This window comes from Pseudobdellovibrionaceae bacterium, from assembly GCA_020635075.1.
Classification (GTDB): Bacteria; Bdellovibrionota; Bdellovibrionia; order Bdellovibrionales; family UBA1609; genus JADZEO01.
The window spans coordinates 1,292,229-1,310,255 of sequence record JACKAM010000001.1 but is presented as its reverse complement, the minus strand read 5'-3'; the positions used below and the strand labels follow the sequence as shown (position 1 = coordinate 1,310,255).

General features: G+C 51.9%; 16 protein-coding genes. All 16 read left to right on the top strand.

The features are described from left to right. Nucleotides 1-7: 7 nt before the first annotated feature. From bcrC to H6624_05640, 16 genes are read left to right on the top strand one after another with little or no spacing between them, the layout of a single operon-like run. On the top strand, nucleotides 8-1,165 hold the full coding sequence (bcrC, locus tag H6624_05715) for a benzoyl-CoA reductase subunit C (protein ID MCB9083818.1): 1,158 nt from the start codon (nucleotides 8-10) through the stop codon (nucleotides 1,163-1,165). Next, nucleotides 1,165-2,475: a benzoyl-CoA reductase subunit B gene (gene bcrB / locus H6624_05710; protein MCB9083817.1), complete on the top strand. Its 1,311-nt coding sequence runs from the start codon at nucleotides 1,165-1,167 to the stop codon at nucleotides 2,473-2,475. The genes bcrC and bcrB overlap by 1 nt, the downstream gene beginning before the upstream one ends. A gap of 14 nt (nucleotides 2,476-2,489) precedes the next feature. Continuing rightward, a complete protein-coding gene (locus H6624_05705; protein ID MCB9083816.1) occupies nucleotides 2,490-3,851 on the top strand; it encodes a benzoyl-CoA reductase subunit A in 1,362 nt (453 codons plus the stop codon). A gap of 19 nt (nucleotides 3,852-3,870) precedes the next feature. Next, entirely contained in the window at nucleotides 3,871-4,707 is an 837-nt protein-coding gene (bcrD, locus tag H6624_05700) for a benzoyl-CoA reductase subunit D (GenBank protein ID MCB9083815.1), read from the top strand. Further along, the gene (locus tag H6624_05695; GenBank protein MCB9083814.1) at nucleotides 4,707-6,467 is read left to right on the top strand and encodes an AMP-binding protein; all 1,761 of its coding nucleotides are present in this window, start codon (nucleotides 4,707-4,709) and stop codon (nucleotides 6,465-6,467) included. Before bcrD ends, H6624_05695 begins: the two co-directional genes overlap by 1 nt. 13 nt (nucleotides 6,468-6,480) lie before the next feature. After that, nucleotides 6,481-7,437 carry a 2-dehydropantoate 2-reductase gene (locus H6624_05690; GenBank protein ID MCB9083813.1) on the top strand — a complete coding sequence of 319 codons (957 nt, stop codon included), beginning with the start codon at nucleotides 6,481-6,483 and terminating at the stop codon, nucleotides 7,435-7,437. Nucleotides 7,438-7,445: 8 nt separating this feature from the next. Further along, the gene (locus tag H6624_05685) at nucleotides 7,446-9,452 is read left to right on the top strand and encodes an enoyl-CoA hydratase/isomerase family protein (GenBank protein MCB9083812.1); all 2,007 of its coding nucleotides are present in this window, start codon (nucleotides 7,446-7,448) and stop codon (nucleotides 9,450-9,452) included. A gap of 11 nt (nucleotides 9,453-9,463) precedes the next feature. After that, on the top strand, nucleotides 9,464-10,723 hold the full coding sequence (locus H6624_05680) for a thiolase family protein (GenBank protein ID MCB9083811.1): 1,260 nt from the start codon (nucleotides 9,464-9,466) through the stop codon (nucleotides 10,721-10,723). Further along, on the top strand, nucleotides 10,720-11,475 hold the full coding sequence (locus tag H6624_05675) for an SDR family oxidoreductase (protein MCB9083810.1): 756 nt from the start codon (nucleotides 10,720-10,722) through the stop codon (nucleotides 11,473-11,475). The genes H6624_05680 and H6624_05675 overlap by 4 nt, the downstream gene beginning before the upstream one ends. Nucleotides 11,476-11,485: 10 nt before the next feature. Beyond that, entirely contained in the window at nucleotides 11,486-12,628 is a 1,143-nt protein-coding gene (locus H6624_05670) for a thiolase family protein (GenBank protein ID MCB9083809.1), read from the top strand. A 16-nt stretch (nucleotides 12,629-12,644) separates the two neighbouring features. Beyond that, nucleotides 12,645-13,157, top strand: coding sequence for a (2Fe-2S)-binding protein (locus tag H6624_05665; protein MCB9083808.1), 513 nt, complete (start codon nucleotides 12,645-12,647; stop codon nucleotides 13,155-13,157). Beyond that, a complete protein-coding gene (locus H6624_05660) occupies nucleotides 13,154-15,535 on the top strand; it encodes a molybdopterin-dependent oxidoreductase (protein ID MCB9083807.1) in 2,382 nt (793 codons plus the stop codon). The genes H6624_05665 and H6624_05660 overlap by 4 nt, the downstream gene beginning before the upstream one ends. Further along, a complete protein-coding gene (locus H6624_05655; GenBank protein MCB9083806.1) occupies nucleotides 15,532-16,509 on the top strand; it encodes an FAD binding domain-containing protein in 978 nt (325 codons plus the stop codon). Before H6624_05660 ends, H6624_05655 begins: the two co-directional genes overlap by 4 nt. Nucleotides 16,510-16,516: 7 nt before the next feature. Next, the gene (gene xdhC, locus H6624_05650; protein MCB9083805.1) at nucleotides 16,517-17,290 is read left to right on the top strand and encodes a xanthine dehydrogenase accessory protein XdhC; all 774 of its coding nucleotides are present in this window, start codon (nucleotides 16,517-16,519) and stop codon (nucleotides 17,288-17,290) included. Beyond that, complete coding sequence (locus tag H6624_05645; protein MCB9083804.1) at nucleotides 17,274-17,714, top strand: hemerythrin domain-containing protein; 441 nt, start codon at nucleotides 17,274-17,276, stop codon at nucleotides 17,712-17,714. Before xdhC ends, H6624_05645 begins: the two co-directional genes overlap by 17 nt. An 18-nt stretch (nucleotides 17,715-17,732) precedes the next feature. Continuing rightward, nucleotides 17,733-18,026, top strand: a complete 294-nt coding sequence (locus tag H6624_05640; GenBank protein MCB9083803.1) for a DUF2249 domain-containing protein — start codon at nucleotides 17,733-17,735, stop codon at nucleotides 18,024-18,026. Nucleotide 18,027 lies beyond the last annotated feature (1 nt).

Genomic DNA, 18,027 nt, shown 5'->3' with positions numbered 1-18,027 from the left:
TGATAAAGTGAACGTGAAAGAGATCATTTCGTACTGTGAAAATCTGTACAATGACCTGGACTTTACCTATGTCAAAGACTGGAAGAATCGCACGGGTGGCAAGGCCGTTGGCTATCTGCCAGTCTATGTGCCCCGCGAGGTGATTCATGCAGCGGGAATGTTGCCGGTGGGAGTCATGGGTGGTGGATCTGATTTGGAGATCATCAAAGGCGATGCCTACTTTCAATCCTATATTTGCCATATTCCCAGGTCGACGATTGAGTTGGGTGTGTCGGGGCGTCTGGATTGCATGGACGGCATGCTTTTCCCCGCCATATGTGATGTCATCCGCAATCTGAGTGGTATGTGGCAAATGTTGTTTAAGGACAAGTTTGTCAAGTACATGGATTTGCCTCAAAATTTTGACAAGGCCATTGGTGGCGAGTTCTATAAATTTGAAATGCGTACCTTGGCGGCCGACCTGGAAAAGCTCGGTGGCAAAAAGGTGACGGAAGAGGCCCTCAATCACTCGATTCAGCTCTATAATGAAAACCGTCGCGCACTGGCTGCACTCTATAAGATGCGCTCCGAACAGCCCCACCTGGTATGGACAAGCGAAGTTTATCTTCTGCTTCGGGCTGCCAACATTATGGACGTCGAGGAGCACACCAAGCTTGTGAAGCAATACATGGAGCAGGTGGTTCACGAGAAGCGCAACAAAATGGACAACATTCGCGTGGTCGTTTCAGGGGCTTTTTGTGAACAACCACCATTGGCACTTATTAAAGGTCTTGAACAATCGGGTTGTTATATTGTTGAAGATGACTGGGTCTTGGGTGTCCGCTTCATTGAAGGTGACATCAAGCCCTCGGCGGATCCATTGGAGAGTTTGGCCAGCGCCTACCTCTTTCACGGCGTGGAGACGGCCAGCAAGTACGAGGACAAAGCCGAAAAGGGAGCCTTTTTGGTCGATCAGGTGAAGAGGCTTAATGCTGAAGGGGTGATCTTCTGTGCACCCAGCTTCTGTGACCCCGCTCTTCTGGAGCGGCCCATGCTGACCGAGGCTTTGACCAGGGCCAACATTCCTTTTACCAGCTTTAATTATTCAGAAAACACCGGGCAGTTCAGTGTGTTCAAGGAACAGACTGGAACTTTTGCTGACTCAATCAAACTGTGGGGTTGCTAATGAGCGATACAAAAGATCAAACCAAAACAGTGGAAAAAGAAGAGAGTATGCTTCTGCAGAAGAAGATGATCGGCGATCACTTCAAGGCCTTGACCACGGCCAAGCAGGACAACAAAAAGGTGGTTTACACCTTTGTTCCGGGCAACCTCAATGAGCTGATTTGGGCCCTTGATATGCTACCGGTCCACCCTGAGATCAATGCTCTGCAATCGGCAATGCGCAAAAAGACCGGAGCCTATGTCCTAGAGGCAGAGAAACACGGCCATTCGGAAGACGTCTGCACCTATGTGAAAGCGGATATCGGAATGCTCCGTCGGGGAAATATCGGCCCCACGGGTGATCCTTTACCGGAGCCTGATCTTCTGCTTCTGAGTTACACAGGTTGCTTTACCTTTATGAAGTGGTTTGAGCTTCTCAAACAGGAATACAACTGCCCGGTGGTCATGCTTCATGTGCCCTACCAGGCGGAGGGCAAGGTCACTCCCGAAATGCGCGACTACGTGGTCAAGCAGCTGAAGGATGTGGTGATTCCCAAGATGGAAGAGATCTCTGGTAACAAACTGGATATGGATCGCTTGGGTGAACTGCTCAACTCATCAGGTCGTGCCGAAAACGATCTGGTCGCCGTGTGGGAATCAGCCAAAAACAAACCTTCTCCCATTGATGCTTACTTTGGTGGTGTTTACTATATCGGTCCTATCTTCTCCGCTTTCCGTGGTCTGCCGCAGGCTGAAGAGTATTACAGAACTCTGCGTGGGGAAGTGGAAGAGCGGGTCCGCCAGGGCCTGGGCCCTATCACTCCGGATGGGGTGATGACGAAGGAAAAATACCGGCTGGTGGTGGAAGGTCCTCCCAACTGGACCAGCTTCCGCGAGTTCTGGAAGATGTTCTACGATGAGGGAGCGGTGGTTGTCGGTTCAACTTACACCAAGGTGGGTGGCTACTACTCGGACGGCTTCCGCCACAATGGAAGTTACCCCCTGGAGAGTTTGGCCGAGTACTGCTTGGGTTGTTACACCAATCACAACCTGACCGACCGGGTGGGGATTTTGGAGAAGTACATTAAAGACTACGATGCGGATGGATTTGTTATTAATTCGATCAAGAGTTGTAACTCCTTTTCCGCCGGTCAGTTGATGATGCTTCGTGAGTTGGAAAGCCGCACCGGTCGAGCCGGTGGATTTATTGAATCCGACCTGGTGGATCCCCGCTACTTCAGTGCGGCCAACATCAAAAACCGCCTGGAAAGTTACTTTCAAATGATTGATGCCAAACGGGATGGCCGTCGGGCCCCCGAGTCGACACTTTAAGGAAGGGAGAGGTCATGGATTGCTATATTGGAATTGACCTGGGCTCGACAACGACCAAGGCCATATTTATTGATACCGATGAAAAGATCTTGGGCCGCGGGATCACCAACTCCCGCAGCAACTACGATATCGCCTGCCAGGTGGCCAGCGAAGAGGCGGAGATCAACTCCCGCTTTGCATTGCTTCAACGGTGGGTGAAAGAAGACGCTGGATTCAAAGGTGTGGCCGATGATCTGTTGGCCTGGCTTGAGGCCAAGTACAAACTGGCCCAGCATCTGAAGCAGCTGACGGCTCTGACTGAGGCCTGCTACCTGGACCCACTGGTGGTGAACAAAGATCCTGAGTGGAGTCATGTTCCGGGACTTCTTGCCGAGATTTTTGAGCGCATGGAGAAAGATGCTCACGAAATCTTTCTCCCCAACGTCAAATCGCGCAGCGATTTCTTCCGCGACATTGCCTCCAGTTGCTTCATGACCTGTGTGGAGGAGTTGGCCAAAAATGACTCGCGGTTATTCGATAAATTGATCGGCATTTACGACCGGGCCATTCTGCGAGTGGAAAGCCAAAGCTACGCGAGTTTCTTTGATGAGTACATCCACTGGGCCTGTGAAGAGATTGTCAAAATGCCTCAGTTCTCCAAGTATGAAGGACAGATTCGGGCGGTCACCGATCGAGTGGCTTCGCTGGAATTCAACCCGCTGAACACCATCGGCACGGGCTATGGTCGTCAACGCCTGCCTTTTCCCAAAGAGCAAATTCGTTCCGAGATCCTCTGTCACGGATTGGGGGCCCACTATATGTTCCCCAATACTCGCACGGTTTTGGATATTGGCGGACAGGACACCAAGGCCATTCAGGTCGACGGACAGGGAATTGTCACCAACTTCCAGATGAATGACCGCTGCGCCGCTGGTTGTGGCCGTTATCTGGGATATATTGCGGACGAAATGAATATGGGCGTTCATGAACTAGGCCCCATGGCCATGAAGTCCAATAAACAAGTGAAGATCAATTCCACTTGCACCGTGTTTGCCGGAACCGAGCTGCGTGAGCGCTTGTCTTTAGGTGAAAGACGGGAAGACATTCTGGCCGGTCTTCATCGGGCCATGATCCTTCGCGCCATGTCTCTTTTGGCGCGAAGTGGCGGTATTGACGACGAGTTCACCTTTACAGGTGGCGTGGCCAAAAACCAGGCGGCGGTCACAGCTCTTGAAAAGTTGGTGGAGGAGAACTACGGCAAGCGGATTCTCAATATCAGTGCCGACAGTATCTACACCGGAGCACTGGGAGCGGCCCTGTTTGCCAAGCGAGACAAGAAGGGCGAAATGGCCAAATTGGATTTAAAACAGCTCAACAAAAAAGTGGCGACCCACTGAGTGTGAAAGGAGAATGATCATGTTTCACACCGTAGGAATAGATGTTGGTTCAAGCGCGATTAAGTGTGCCCTGATGTCCTTTGACGAGGATGGCAAAAACGAGAAATTAATCGGTACGACTCTGAACAAGATTCGCAAGCGGGACACCCAGGAGGTCATTCGCATGACCTATGATCACCTGCTTGAGAGCCACGACATGAAACCCGAAGACATTTGTTACATTGCCACCACCGGCGAAGGGGAGATGGTCGATTTTAGAAGTGGACACTTCTACACCATGACATCCCATGCTCGGGGAGCCATTTTTATGAATCCCGATGCCAGGGCGGTGGTGGACGCCGGGGCCTTGCACTCAAGGGCCTTGATCATGGACGACAGATCCAAGGTCTTGGGTTATCGCATGACCTCCCAATGTGCCTCTGGTTCTGGACAGTTTTTGGAAAACATCTCCCGGTATCTGGGGATTGGTATTGAAGACGTGGGCCCTAAGTCCGTCGGTGCCGACAACCCGGAAGTCGTCTCGGGAATCTGCGCGGTGCTTGCGGAAACCGACGTCATCAATATGGTGAGCCGGGGAATCAGCGCCGGAAATATTCTTAAGGGAATTCACCTTTCCATGGCCCGTCGATTGGTCAACCTGCTGCGCATGATTAAGGCTGAAGGTAAGGTTTTGGTCACCGGCGGATTGTCCCGTGATGTGGGCTTGACCACGGCGATGCAAGAGCTGGCCACCGATGACAAAAAAGGTGCAGACGTGCAGATTTGCTCCCACGAATTAGCTCCCTTTGCCGGAGCCATTGGCTCCGCGATTTGGGGTGGCTTCCGTCATGTAAAACTCAGAGAGGCCAATGCCTAATGGAAGTCCTGAAGAGTTCTCGGTCCTTAGGTGAAGTCAAATACACCATTGGTCAGATGCTTCTGGCCAATGGGGAGAAGTTTGCTCAGCGCCCGGCCTTTGCCGAAAAGGAAAATGGCAAGTACCGGTATTGGCAGTGGCAGGAGGTCAAAAAAGATCTCACGGCCTTTGCGGGATTCTTGTTGCAGCAGGGGTTTAAGGCCGGTGATCGCATTGGCTTTGTCGCCGGCAACAACTATGCTCGTCTGATTGCAGAAATGGCCACCATGTCCATTGGCTGTGTGTCTGTGCCCATTTTTATTGGTTACGCCAAGGACTTTCTCAATCAGCTGGTTGAGTTTTCTGATCTTCAGGGCCTGGTGGTCGAAAATGGGGCAAAGTTCAAGCAGGTTCAAAATGCTCTGTGGCCAAAAGAGGTTGTAATTCTCAGTGGCCCGGTTGAGGAGAAGTGGAACAGTGGCAAGACCACGGTTCGTAGTTTTGGGCAGGTTTTGGAGCAGATTCAACAGGTGGACTCAGCGGCCGTTGAAGCCGCCATTTCTCAAGTTAAACTCGATCAACAGTGCATGATCATGTTTACTTCTGGAACCACCAACTTCCCCAAAGGGGTGATGCTCTCTCATCGCAACATCATGTCTCAACAGACGGCTCTGGAAAGCCTTTGGCAGCCCGAAGAGGGAATGCGGTTTCTTTGTTATTTGCCCTGGCACCATAGCTTTGGTGGATTGTTTGAGCGCTTTTTTGCCCTCCACTCAGGGGGCTGTCTGGCCGTCGATGATTCCGCTGGCAAGGACATTGACCTTTTATTTGAGAATTTTAAGACCATAAAGCCACATGTTTATTTCAGTGTTCCCAAAATCTATCAGGAGATTATTGGTCGGGTTTTGACTTCAAAGGAGGCTGAGGCCACCTTCTTTCATCCCGATCTCAAGTTTGTTTTTACGGCGGCAGCTCCACTGCCATTGAGTGTTTCCAACGTCTTTACCAAAAAAGGTATTCCCGTAGCGGAAGGCTGGGGACTGACAGAGACCTCCCCCTGTTGCACCCTGACCGAATTGTCCCTGCAGAGGGAGCTGGGTGTGGTGGGCTTTCCCATTCCGGGTGTCGAGGTCAAGCTCGACCCAGAAGGGGAGATTCTCGTCCGTGGACCGAATGTCATGTCTGGCTACTTTCGCAACCCTGAGGCCACTGAACGAGTGCTGGAAAAAGACGGCTGGTTTCACACGGGAGACGTGGGAGAAATCACCCCTGGAGGAGTAAAAATTCTCTCGCGCAAGGATCGGGTGTTTAAGTTGAGTAACGGCGAAAAGGTCTTTCCGGCTGGAATCGAAGAACGGCTGAGGACACGATGCAAGTTTATCAAACATGCTTATGTGTTTGGTAGCGGGCAACAGGCACCCTTAGCCTTACTGTTCCCCAATATGGATTTGGTAAACGCCGAGTCCGTTGGTGATGTGGACGCGGAGGCTTGTAAAAACCCTTGTTCAAGTCAGGCGCTCTCAGGGTGTTTGCGCACTTGTATTGATCAAGTCAACGAGTCCAATCCCATTCGTTTCGAAAAGGTCAAACGGGCCCTGGTTGTGCAGCAGGAGTTGAGTTTGGACAAAAACGAGCTGACGCCCTCGTTTAAATTGGTGCCTAGAACGGTTGAAAAGAATTTTGCGCCCTATATTTTATCTCTTCAGAAACAGGACAAGGAAGTTCCGGAAGGCTCCTATTTAGTGAGCGTGGACGAAGAGGGCGAAAAAGGGTCTGAGTAAAGGAGAGTTTGGTATGCATTATGGCATTGTGGGCTTGGGACCCGTGGGTGCGATGTTTGCGGCTCATCTTAAACAAGCAGGGCACCGGGTGTCTTGTTTGGACCAGGTGACTCATAAATTAGAAGTCTTGCGCCGCAACCCCCTTCATATTTCGGGTCAAAAGGAAGCGACAGCCCAGTTAGAGGAACTGTTTTCGGATATGGGCGAGTTTGTTGCCACCCAGCCGGATGTGGTTTTGTTCTGTACCAAGAGCTGCACAACCAAAGAGGTGGCCCGGCAGCTTAAAGCCCATGGCATTAAAGATTCCACCTTATTTGTCTCCTGCCAAAATGGCCTGGACGTGGAAGAAATCCTCGCCCAAGTGTTTGGGAGTGATAAAACCTTGCGCATGATCCTCAATTTTGGGGTTCAGTTCGTCAACCGCACCGATGTGTTCGTGGCCTTTTGTTACGATCAATATCTCTCGAAAAAATCTGAGTGCGGCCCCATCGCCGAAAAGCTGGCGGTTGAGATGTCTGAGGCCGGATTGTCGGTCAAGCTGGTGGATAACTACAAGGAAGAGGTCTTTAAAAAGGCGATCTTGAACTCTGCCCTGGGTTCGGTGTGTGCCCTCACCCGCATGACCATGAAGCAGGTCATGGAAGAGCCAGAGCTTGTGCGTTTGGTAAGAGAGCTTCTGCGCGAAGCAATATTGGTGGGAGAGACCCGGGGCTACGATTTAAAGAGCTTTTTTGAGCCAGCGATGACCTATTTGGCCAAGGGAGGGGATCACAAACCTTCTATGCTCATGGACATTGAGCGGGCTCATGTGACGGAAAATGAATTTCATTGCGGACAGATGTTCCGCTATGCCGAGGAAAATAAGGTCGAGGTTCCGGTGATTCAGACGATTTATTATCTGATCAAGAATTTGGAACGGGCGATCATCCTCGATAGCTATGTATCTAAACATTACGAAGTAGGAGGCTAAAGGTGCTCATGAGTAAAGATATTCGCAAAGTGGGTGTCGTCGGTGCGGGAAACATGGGTGCTGCCATTGCCCAACATTTTTTGATGAAGGGCCTTCAGGTTCACCTGGTAGACGTGAGTGAAGAGGGGTTGACGAAAGGGCGTGAGCGCATTGACTCAAGTCTTGAAGAAGCAGTCAAAAGACGGATCATGAGGCCCGAGGATAAAGCCTCTCTGTTCGAGCGCCTGGTGACAACCACGGACTTTAAAACCTTCGCCGAGTGCCAGTTGATCGTTGAAGCGGTATTTGAGAACTTTCAGGTCAAAGTGGATCTATTCACCAAGCTTGAAGAGTATGTCGCCGACGACTGTGTCCTTGCGACCAATACCAGCTCTTACTCGGTGGCGGATCTGGCAAAGTGCCTCAAAAAGCCCGAACGCTTTATTGGCGTTCATTATTTTTATCATGCGGCCAAAAATAAATTGGTGGAAGTGATCCCTGGAGAAAAGACCGATCCTCGTTTGGTGGAGGTGCTCAGGGATTTCTACAACTACTATGACAAGATTCCCATTGTCGTCAAAGACGCAGCCGGATTTGCCGTCAACCGCTTCTTTGTGCCCTGGCTCAATGAAGCCGTTCGCCTCTATGAAGAAGGCTTGGGCTCACCGGCCTTTATCGATGAGACGGCTGAAAAACTGTTCAAGATCGGCATGGGTCCCTTTAAGCTCATGAATGCCACTGGAGTCCCTGTGGCCCAACACGCCTGCGAAGGTTTGGCCGAAAAGTTTGGCGCCTTTTATGCTCCGGCAGAAGGTTTGAAAAAACAAGTGGCGACCAAAACCGATTGGGATTTGGCGGTGGCCTACTCAGGAAAAAATGATGAAAAGGCTGTAACTGATCGCCTGCTCGCGGCCAGCCTTGGTGTTGCCGCACAGATGGTGAGTGAAGGTGTGACCACGACCAGCGAAACCGATTTGGGAGCACGCATGGGCCTGAGATGGTTTCAAGGGCCCTTTGAGCTGATGAACGCCATTGGTGTGGATCGGGTCAAAACGGCGACGGGGGAGCTTTTCAAAAAGTGGAATCTTCCCATGCCCAAGCTATTGGAACAAACTCCTCAAGGTGGGCGAGTGGCCCTGGATTTTGTTAAGGCCACGGTACAGGGGGAGTGTGGATTTCTTCAGTTTTACCGTCCGGACAGCATGAATGCCTTGAACGAAGAGGTGGTTCAGCAGTTGTCGGATAAGTGGGATGAGCTTGAGAAAAATAGCCAAGTCAAAAAAATCGTTCTTTTGGGCTCAGGTAAGGCCTTTGTGGCAGGCGCCGACATTAAGTTCTTTATCGACAACATGGACAAGGGAGATGTGGACCGCATCTACAACTTCACAGCCTTTGGCCATGAGGTGCTCAAGAAGATTGAATCCAGTGCGAAACCGAGCATCGCCTACTTGGATGGTCTCACGCTTGGCGGTGGTTTGGAGTTGGCTTTGGCCTGCAAATTCCGCTTGGGAACTGCCCGAAGCCTACTGGCATTTCCGGAAACTGGCATCGGAATCTACCCAGGTCTTGGCGGCACCCAAAGAAGTACAAGGCTCATGGGCAAAGCCGCCGCCAAATATCTTGTCGCCACCGGCAAAATGATTAAGGCGGAAGAAGCCTTGGCTCTTGGCCTGATTGACCAGGTGATTGAGAGAGTGGGTTCATGGACAGAGTTGGAGAAAATGGATTTCCCTCAGTCGGCTTCAGGCAAAAAGGGCCAGCCGGAACTGGATGCTTTTGCCGAATTTGATGGAGTACTTACTGATGACCTTCTGGCCCAGCCTGCTTTTGCCGCTCAGGAGAAGGCTCTGAGAAGCAAAGCGCCGTTGGCCTTGAGTAAAGCTATGGATCTAATTGATCAAGGAGAGAAGTTGGATCTGAACAAAGGTTTGGAAATGGAACTGGCGGGATTAAGGGAGATTTTTTCCACCGCCGATGCCCGTATTGGACTGGGTAGTGTGATTAAACGCGAACGGCCTGCATTTAAAGGCGCTTAAGGAGAACGAAAATGGCAGTATCAGCAAAAGGATTTCATACAAAAGAAGGTGCAGGAACTCTATTTGAAGGCGTGATGTTTGTTGAAGGACAGCGCACCCCCTTTGGCAAATACACAGGTGCCCTGTCGACGGTGTCGCCGACGGATCTGGGTATTCTCGCTTCAAGGGCTGTGATCAAAAAAGCCGGAGTCAAGGCGGAAGACATTGCCCAAGTTATTGTGTCCAATATTGGCCAGGCCAGCGCGGATTCATTTTTTCTTCCCCGCCATATCGGCCTATATGCCGGAGCCCCGCTGGAAGCACCGGCGTCTTTGGTACAGAGAATCTGTGGATCGGGAATTGAGGTCATTGGCCAGGCGGCGGAACAGATTGCTCTCGGCAAGGGCAACTTGATTCTCGGCTGTGGCACAGACACCATGAGCCGTTTCCCCTTGGTTTCTTTTACCGCCCGTCAGGGATTTCAACTGGGGCGTCCCGAGTATGTGGACCTTTTGTGGGAGGCCCTCAACGACACGGCGGCTGTGCCCATGGGAATGACTGCCGACAACGTGGCCAAAAAATACTCTCTGACTCGTGAAGAGGTTGACGCCTTTTCTTTGCGTAGTCAGGAACGCTACCAGGCGGCCAAGGCCAAGAACTTCTTCGCTGACGAAATCACCGCTGTTGAGGCCACAGAAATTGAAATGGCGGGCTACAACAAACGCAAGGTGAAATTAAACCGGGTTAAGGACATTGCCGAGGACGAACATCCTCGTCAGACCTCCTTAGACCAGTTGGCAAAGCTTCCTTTTGTGTTTTCCAAAGAAGGACCAACCACCGCCGGGACAGCTTCCGGTATTGTGGATGGAGCCTGTTCGGTTTTGGTGGCCAGTGAAGACTACGCCACCAAGAATGGTCTGAAACCTATGGGAAGAATTCTCGGTGTGTGTGCTTCAGGTCTTGATCCCAATGTCATGGGCTTGGGGCCGGTGCCGGCAATTAAAGCCTTGCTTCAAGAATTAAAGCTCAACATCTCGCAAATTGACCTATTTGAAATCAACGAAGCCTTCGGCGCTCAATGTTTGGGTGTGGCTCGTGCTCTGGAGTTGGATGAAGAAAAACTCAATGTCCACGGAGGAGCCATAGCCATTGGTCACCCATTGGGGGCGACAGGACAACGCCTGGTCACGACTTTGTTGAAGGGCCTTAAAGCCCGCGGCGGAAAATTGGGTGTGGCCTCGGCTTGTATTGGCGGGGGACAGGGAATTGCCATGGTGGTGGAAGCCCTATGATCTCACTGAAGGGCAAAGTAGCCATTGTCACCGGTGCGGCTCAGGGAATTGGTCTGGCCATCAGTCAGGAGCTGAGCCGCCTGGGAGCATTTGTCGCTCTCGTCGATCGGGACGAGAGCGGCCTTAGCCAGGCGGAAAACCAGCTCGTGAGCGATGGGGGTAAGGCCCAGAGTTTTGCAGGTGATGTGACCGATAGCTCTTTTTTGGACGAAATGGTGAAAACCCTGGTCGCCGATCACGGTCACGTGGATGTCCTGGTCAACAATGCCGGTATTATTCGTGATAATTTTCTCACCAAACTCAGTGAGGAAGACTGGGATCAAGTGATGGCGGTCAATCTTAAAGGCCCCTTTCTCTGCTGTCGCAGCGTGATCCCAAGGATGCGCGAACAGAAAAGCGGCAAGATTGTGAACATCATTTCCCGCAGTTGGTTGGGCAACGTAGGACAATCCAATTACTCAGCAAGTAAAGGGGGCTTGGTGAGTTTGACACGCACCTTGGCCCTGGAGTTGGCCCGCGATCAAATCCAGGTCAATGGGGTTGCGCCAGGATTCATTGACACCCCCATGACTCGCGGAATGCCCGAAAAGGCCCGCGAGCGATTAATAAAGATGCAGCCCACGGGAAAAATGGGAAAACCCGAAGATATTGCCGCAGCCGTGGCCTTTTTGTGCTCGGACCGGGCTGAGTTTATCAGCGGGCAGATTTTGCACGTGGATGGGGGCAAGAGCTGCGGTCTGTTGTCTTTGTAAGGAGATGGAAATCATGGACGCCTATATTGTTGAAGCCAAACGAACTCCCATCGGTCGTGCCCATAAGGACAAAGGCATTTACCGCGAGGTGAGAGCTGATGAGTTGATGGCCCATTTGCTGAAGGACTTCGGCCAACGTGTCCTTTCCCCTGAAAAGGTGGACGACGTTATGGTGGGTTGTGTGGGCCAGCACCTGGAGCAGGGGAAAAATATTGCCCGTCTGAGCTCCTTGTTGGCTGGCTACCCGGATGCAGTTCCAGGTGTGACCATTAATCGTCTGTGTGCCTCAAGTCTTCAGGCCTTTCACTTTGCCTCTCAATCCGTGGCTCTCGGCCAAAATCGGGCCGTGTTGGCTGGCGGAGTGGAGCATATGCACCATGTGCCTATGGTGGCAGCTCTCGATTACAATCAGGAATTACTCAAGCGGTATGAGTTCCCGTTTACCAACATGGGATTAACGGCTGAAAAGGTGGCTGATCAGTTTGGCATTAGTCGTCAGGAGCAAGATGCCTTTGCGGTTGAGAGCCATCGAAAGGCTGTGGTGGCGCAAAAAGAAGGCTATTTTAAGGCGGAAATTGTGGCGACACCGGCCGCTGGTGAAATGATTGAAGCCGATCAAGGACCACGGGCCACCACATCCATGGAAGCCTTGGCTGATCTCAAGACGGTCTTTAAAGAAGAAGGCGGGACGGTGACGGCCGGTAACAGTTCGCAAATCAGCGACGGCGCGAGCCTCACTTTGCTGGCCAATAAGGAAAGCTGTAGCGAATTTGGTCTCAAGGCAAAAGCGCGAGTGGTGGACTTTGCTGTCGTGGGGCTTGATCCCTTGACCATGGGACTTGGACCCATCCCGGCCATCCAGAAGTTACTCAAGAAACAAAACAAGACTGTGGCCGATATTGATTGTTTTGAACTCAACGAGGCCTTTGCCAGCCAGGCCATTGCCTGTGTCCGGGAATTAAATCTAGACGAATCCAAAGTGAATCCGACAGGGGGGGCTATCGCTCTGGGGCATCCTTTGGGGTGCACGGGGACCCGATTGGTGGCGACCTTGCTGAACAACCTCACTCGCCTTGATAAGGAGTGGGGTGTGATCTCCATGTGTATTGGCCACGGCCAGGGGATTGCCACTTTGATTCAAAGAACAAGTTAAAGATTGGGATCATTCAATGGAAGTCTCGAACACGAAAGAACAAAAACAACAGCATTTGACCTTGGAATTGGAAGTTAATGGCCATCGCTACATTCGCTCGGTGCCGGCCATGACGACACTGGTGGAGTTTTTGCGCGAAGAGCTCAACCTCACCGGTACCAAGAAAGGTTGTGATCTGGGTGACTGCGGTTGCTGCACGGTTTTAGTGGATGGAGAGCCTTTGTTGTCCTGTTTGGCCCTGGCCGCTGATATGGAAGGACGAGTGATCACAACCATCGAAGGTGTGGCCAAGGGTGCTGAACTTCACCCCGTGCAGGAGGCCTTTGTCGAGGAAGGTGGGCTTCAGTGCGGTTACTGCACCCCTGCCATGGTTCTCAACGGCGTGGCCCTATTGGAAAGTAACAACAAGCCCAGTAAGAACGAAATCAAAGAGTGTATTTCGGGAACTATCTGCCGCTGCACCGGTTACACCAAAATTGAAGAGTCCATCGCCCTGGCGGCGGAAAAATTGGGCGGGGGTGTTCAGTGAGTTACAAGATCATTGGCAAAAAAACTCCCTATATTGATTCCGTGGACAAGGTGACTGGTCGGGCCAAGTATGCCGATGATTTTCGTTTGCACCATGCCCTGAGGGTGAAGATCCTGCGCTCTCCTTATGCAAATGCCAAACTCTTGTCTGTCGACGTGAGTGAAGCAAAGAAATATCCAGGCGTGGTGGACTTTGTCTTGGGAGACGACTTTCATCGCACCTTTGGGGTTTTGCCCATCAGCAAAGATGAGCCGGCCATGGCCAAAGAGCGGGTCAGGTATGTGGGCGAGCCAGTCGCCGCGGTGATTGCCGAGAGTGAACGGGCGGCGATTGCGGCCATGAAGCTCATCCGGGTCGAATATGAGGTGAAAAAGCCCCATTTGGATTCGCAAAAATCCTTGTTGGAATCCGATGATTTGATTCATCCGGAACTGGGCAAAAAGGCCAATATCCACAAAACAGTGAAGCAGACCTTTGGCGATGTGGAAGAAGGTCTGAAGTCGGCTGAGCTGGTGGTGGAAGGCAAATTTGATTTTGAGTCCGTCACCCATGCCTTCACTGAACCCCATGCCACCCAAGTGGAGTGGGACGGGGACAACTTGACGGTGATTTCGGCCACCCAGGTGCCTCACTATCTGCACCGGGCTTTGTCTGATGTGCTGGAGATCCCCATGCACCGCCTGCGGGTGATCAAACCCCAGTTGGGCGGTGGATTTGGTGGCAAAAGTGATCCCTTTCCCCATGAGATGATTGCCGTCAAAGCGGCGCTTAAGACCGGTCGCAATATTCGGTTAACATTTGAGCGTGAAGAGGTTTTTTACTCCCATCATGGACGTCATCCCACCAAGATCAAAATGAAGTTAGGTGTGAGTAAAGACAAAGGCATTCAGGCCCTCGACGGCTATATGCTGATCGACGGTGGGGCCTATGGCAGCTTTGGTGTGGTGACCACCTATTACAACGGTGTTCTGCTCCAGGGGCCTTACACCATTCCCAATTTTAATTTTCACTGCGACCGGGTTTATACGAACAAACCCATGTGCGGCGCCATGCGAGGTCATGGGGGCGTGAATCCTCGATTTGCCTCAGAGGTTTTACTCGATGAGGCCTGCCATCAGTTGCAGGTGGACCCTTGTGAAATGCGTTTGGCCCATTTTCATCAGCCGAACTCCAAAACCACCAACGAGTTCCGCATCACTTCGGTGGGAATTCACCATGGACTCAAAAACGCCATGGCGGCCTCTGAATGGAAAAGCAAATACGGCAAACTTCCCTATGGCAAAGGCATTGGAGTGGGCTGTGGTTTTTTTATTAGCGGCAGTGCTCTGCCCATTCACTGGAACGAAATGCCCCAGTCCACCGTGCGTTTGACCATTGATTTTGACGGCGGAGTCACTCTGTATTCAGGAGCCTCTGATATCGGCCAGGGCTCCAACACCATGTTGGCGCAAATGGCCGCCGAGGTCTTGGGTCTACCCATGAATTGGATCAAGGTGATTGCCGCCGACACCCGCACCTGTCCCATTGATTACGGAAGTTACAGCTCACGGGTGACCTTTATGGCCGGCAATGCCGCTCGCAATGCCGCCATTCGTATGCGTCGCCAGTTGGTGGAGGCGGCCTGTCAGTTGTTGGAAATGGACCCGCCGCCCAAGACCAAGCCTGGTGATGCGGAAAGCTTTTTCCGTCAAGGCGGGCGAGCTCCTGACTACGACAATCTTTATCTGGGCGCCAATCCCAATTATCAAGATGGATTCACCTTTGTTGACGAGAAAGTCGTGTCCCCGGACGGGCGTGAACTGGCCTATATGGATGTCGTCCGCAAAGGTTTGGACTTTCAAGGAGCCTTGCAAAGTAAAGGTGGCTACGTCTCACCCAAAATGGGCGGAAGCTTTAAGGGTGCCGGTGCGGGTTTGAGTCCCAGCTACAGCTACACGGCTTTTATTTCCGAAGTCACCGTGGATGCGGAAACGGGCTTCGTCAAAGTGGACCGTGTGACCTGTGCCCACGATTATGGCCAGGCTCTAAATCCCTTGGCAGTGGAAGGGCAACTTCAGGGCTCCATTCACATGGGCCTGGGCCAGGTGTTGATGGAAGGTATGCGCTATGAAAATGGTGCGGTTCAAAACTCCAGTTTGTTGGAGTACAAAATCCCATCACCCTTTGAACAACCAGAGATTGTCATTGTGCCTGGAAGCGGGGATGAAAACGAAGGTCCCTTTGGTGCTAAGGAAGTGGGCGAAGGGGCTTTGGCTCCCTTTAATCCTTCAGTGGCTAATGCCATATTTGATGCTGTCGGTGTCCGTCTGCACAGTCTTCCCATAACGCCAGAGAAGGTTCTTCAGGCCATCCGCGAAAAAGAAGGGGTGAAGCCATGATTGTCGAGAACAGTCGATTCTTTCGTCCTGTGGATATGGATAGTCTGACCAAGTTGTTGGCAGATGAATCTCTTGGGCACACCATGTTTATGGCCGGCGGTACGGATTTGATTCCAGCTCTTAAGCGCCAGGGGCAGAGTCCCCAGTCGGTGATTGCTCTGTCGCAGATTGCAGAACTCAAAGGAATTCGCCTGGCGGCTCAGGAGAAGGCCCTTCATTTGGGACCTCTCACGCGATTGGTGGATGTGGCGAAAGACCTTTTGATTAAAGAGCATTTTCCGGCCCTGGCTGAAACCGCAGCCCTGGTGGCCAGTCCCCAGATTCGCAATCAGGCCACCATCGGTGGCAACATCATGGTGGACAATCGCTGCAAGTACTACAATCAAAGTGATGTGGACCGGGTTTCCCATGGTGCGTGCTTTAAGGCGGGAGGTGGAATCTGTCATTTGATTCCCAAGGCCACACCTAAAAGTGTTCCTGTGTGTCGGGCGCGCTTTGTCTCGGATCTGGCGCCGGTGTTGATATTGGCCAACACTCAGTTGGTGATTCAAGGCAGAAGCGGTGAGAGGTTGCTCCCCATGAAGGACCTCTACGAGCAAGAAGGGCTTTACGGTGCTCGCCTCAACCCAGGTGAGGTGTTGGTGGGCATTGAAATCCCCCTGCCGCTTCCGGGAATGATTCGCTATGACAAGCTGCGGATCCGCCAGGCCATTGACTTTCCCTCTTTGGGAGTGGCAATGCTCAAGGAGAAAAGGGGTGATAAGGAGATCCTTCAGGCCTGTTTGACTGGCGTGGACACCCATCCGGTGCATTTGGAATTTGTCAGACAGGACTACGGATCGGATGAGGAGTTTTGGCAAACAGTGGCCCAAGTGGCGATGAAATCAGTGACTCCATTAAAGCAGGACTTTTTCCCACCTCAGTACAAGCGTCAGATGATTCCGGTTCTGCTCAAGAGGCTTTATAAGGATTGATGGCTCCATGTTGAAGTGGTGGGACAAGTATCAGGAACTCAGCCAAGATGGGCGTCCTTTTGTGCTGGCCACAGTGGTGAAGAGTGTGGGCTCCACGCCGCGAAAGCCAGGCACAAAAATGCTCATCGAGTCCAGCGGTCGCTTTTGGGGAACCATTGGTGGCGGGCAATTGGAGGTCCTGGTTTTGGCAGAAGCGGCCAAGGCCTTGGCCGCTGGCGAAGGCCGATTGGCCCGCTTTGATCTGTGCCCCCGCACCGGACAGTGTTGTGGGGGATCGACGGAGGTTTTTTTGGAAGTGCAAAATCAAAACCCGAGGGTTTATGTGTTCGGTGCCGGTCACGTCGGGCAGGCCTTGTGTCGGACTTTAGCTGAAACGGCCTTTGATGTTCATGTTATTGATGATCGACCCGAGTGGATCGACTCCAGCCGCTTGCCCATGGAAGTGACTCGCCATTTAATGAATTGGGAGGCCTTTCTTCCGGAAACGCACTGGTGTGACAAAAAGACCTACGCCATTATAATGACTCCCAGTCATGAGGAAGACCGCAAGCTTCTCAAGGAGCTTCTTGCCCGGCCAGCTGCTTTTGTCGGCCTCATAGGCAGTCGCACCAAATGGGCCCGCTTTCAACAACAGCTCATGGAAGAGGGCGTGCCTGCGGAAGCATTAAAAAAGGTATCTTGCCCCGTGGGTCTGGACATCGGAGGCGAAACTCCTCAGGAAATCGCCATTAGTATTGCAGCTCAACTTTTAAGGAGATCTAATCATGAACCAAATCAGTGACTTTCTCACCGGTGACCACCGTGAATGTGATGATCTGTTTGCCAAAGCCGAAAGTGTCGTGAGTAAAGGCCTTTGGGATGAAGCGCGCATGGAAATGGAAAAGTTCACCAATATGTTTTTCCGTCACCTCAATATGGAAGAAGAGGTTCTTTTTCCAATCCTGGAGGACAAAATGGGCGGACCTGTTGGACCCACCATGGTTATGCGCAGCGAGCACCAGCAGATGCGTGGCCTGGTCGAGGAAATGGGATTGGCCGTTCAGGATCAGGACCAAAGTGCTTTCTTGAGCGCTTCTGAAACCTTGATGATTTTGATTCAGCAGCACAATATGAAGGAAGAGCAGATTCTCTACCCCATGTGCGACGAAGCCTTGGCTGAAGAAGGTCATGAAGTCATTGGTAAAATGCAGGAAGTAAAGATGTAATTCCAACTGGAGGGAATCATGGTCGATGAAACCTTAGTGGATGTCCGAGAACTGGCACCGCCCGAGCCATTGGAAAAAGCCCTGGCTGCCATCGACCAGTTGGTGCCGGGAAAGTACATTTGCCTTCACCATCGCCGTGAGCCCTGTGGACTCTTGCCACGGTTGAAAAATCTTGGCTGTGAGCATTGGATTTCCCGGGACGAAGACGGATTCTGTGAGGTCTTCGTATGGCTCTATGGCGATGAGGAAAGTCGCCGGGCCATCGAACAGAAAGTGGGGCGTCCCATGGACCAAAAGCCCCATGCCGGGTAGT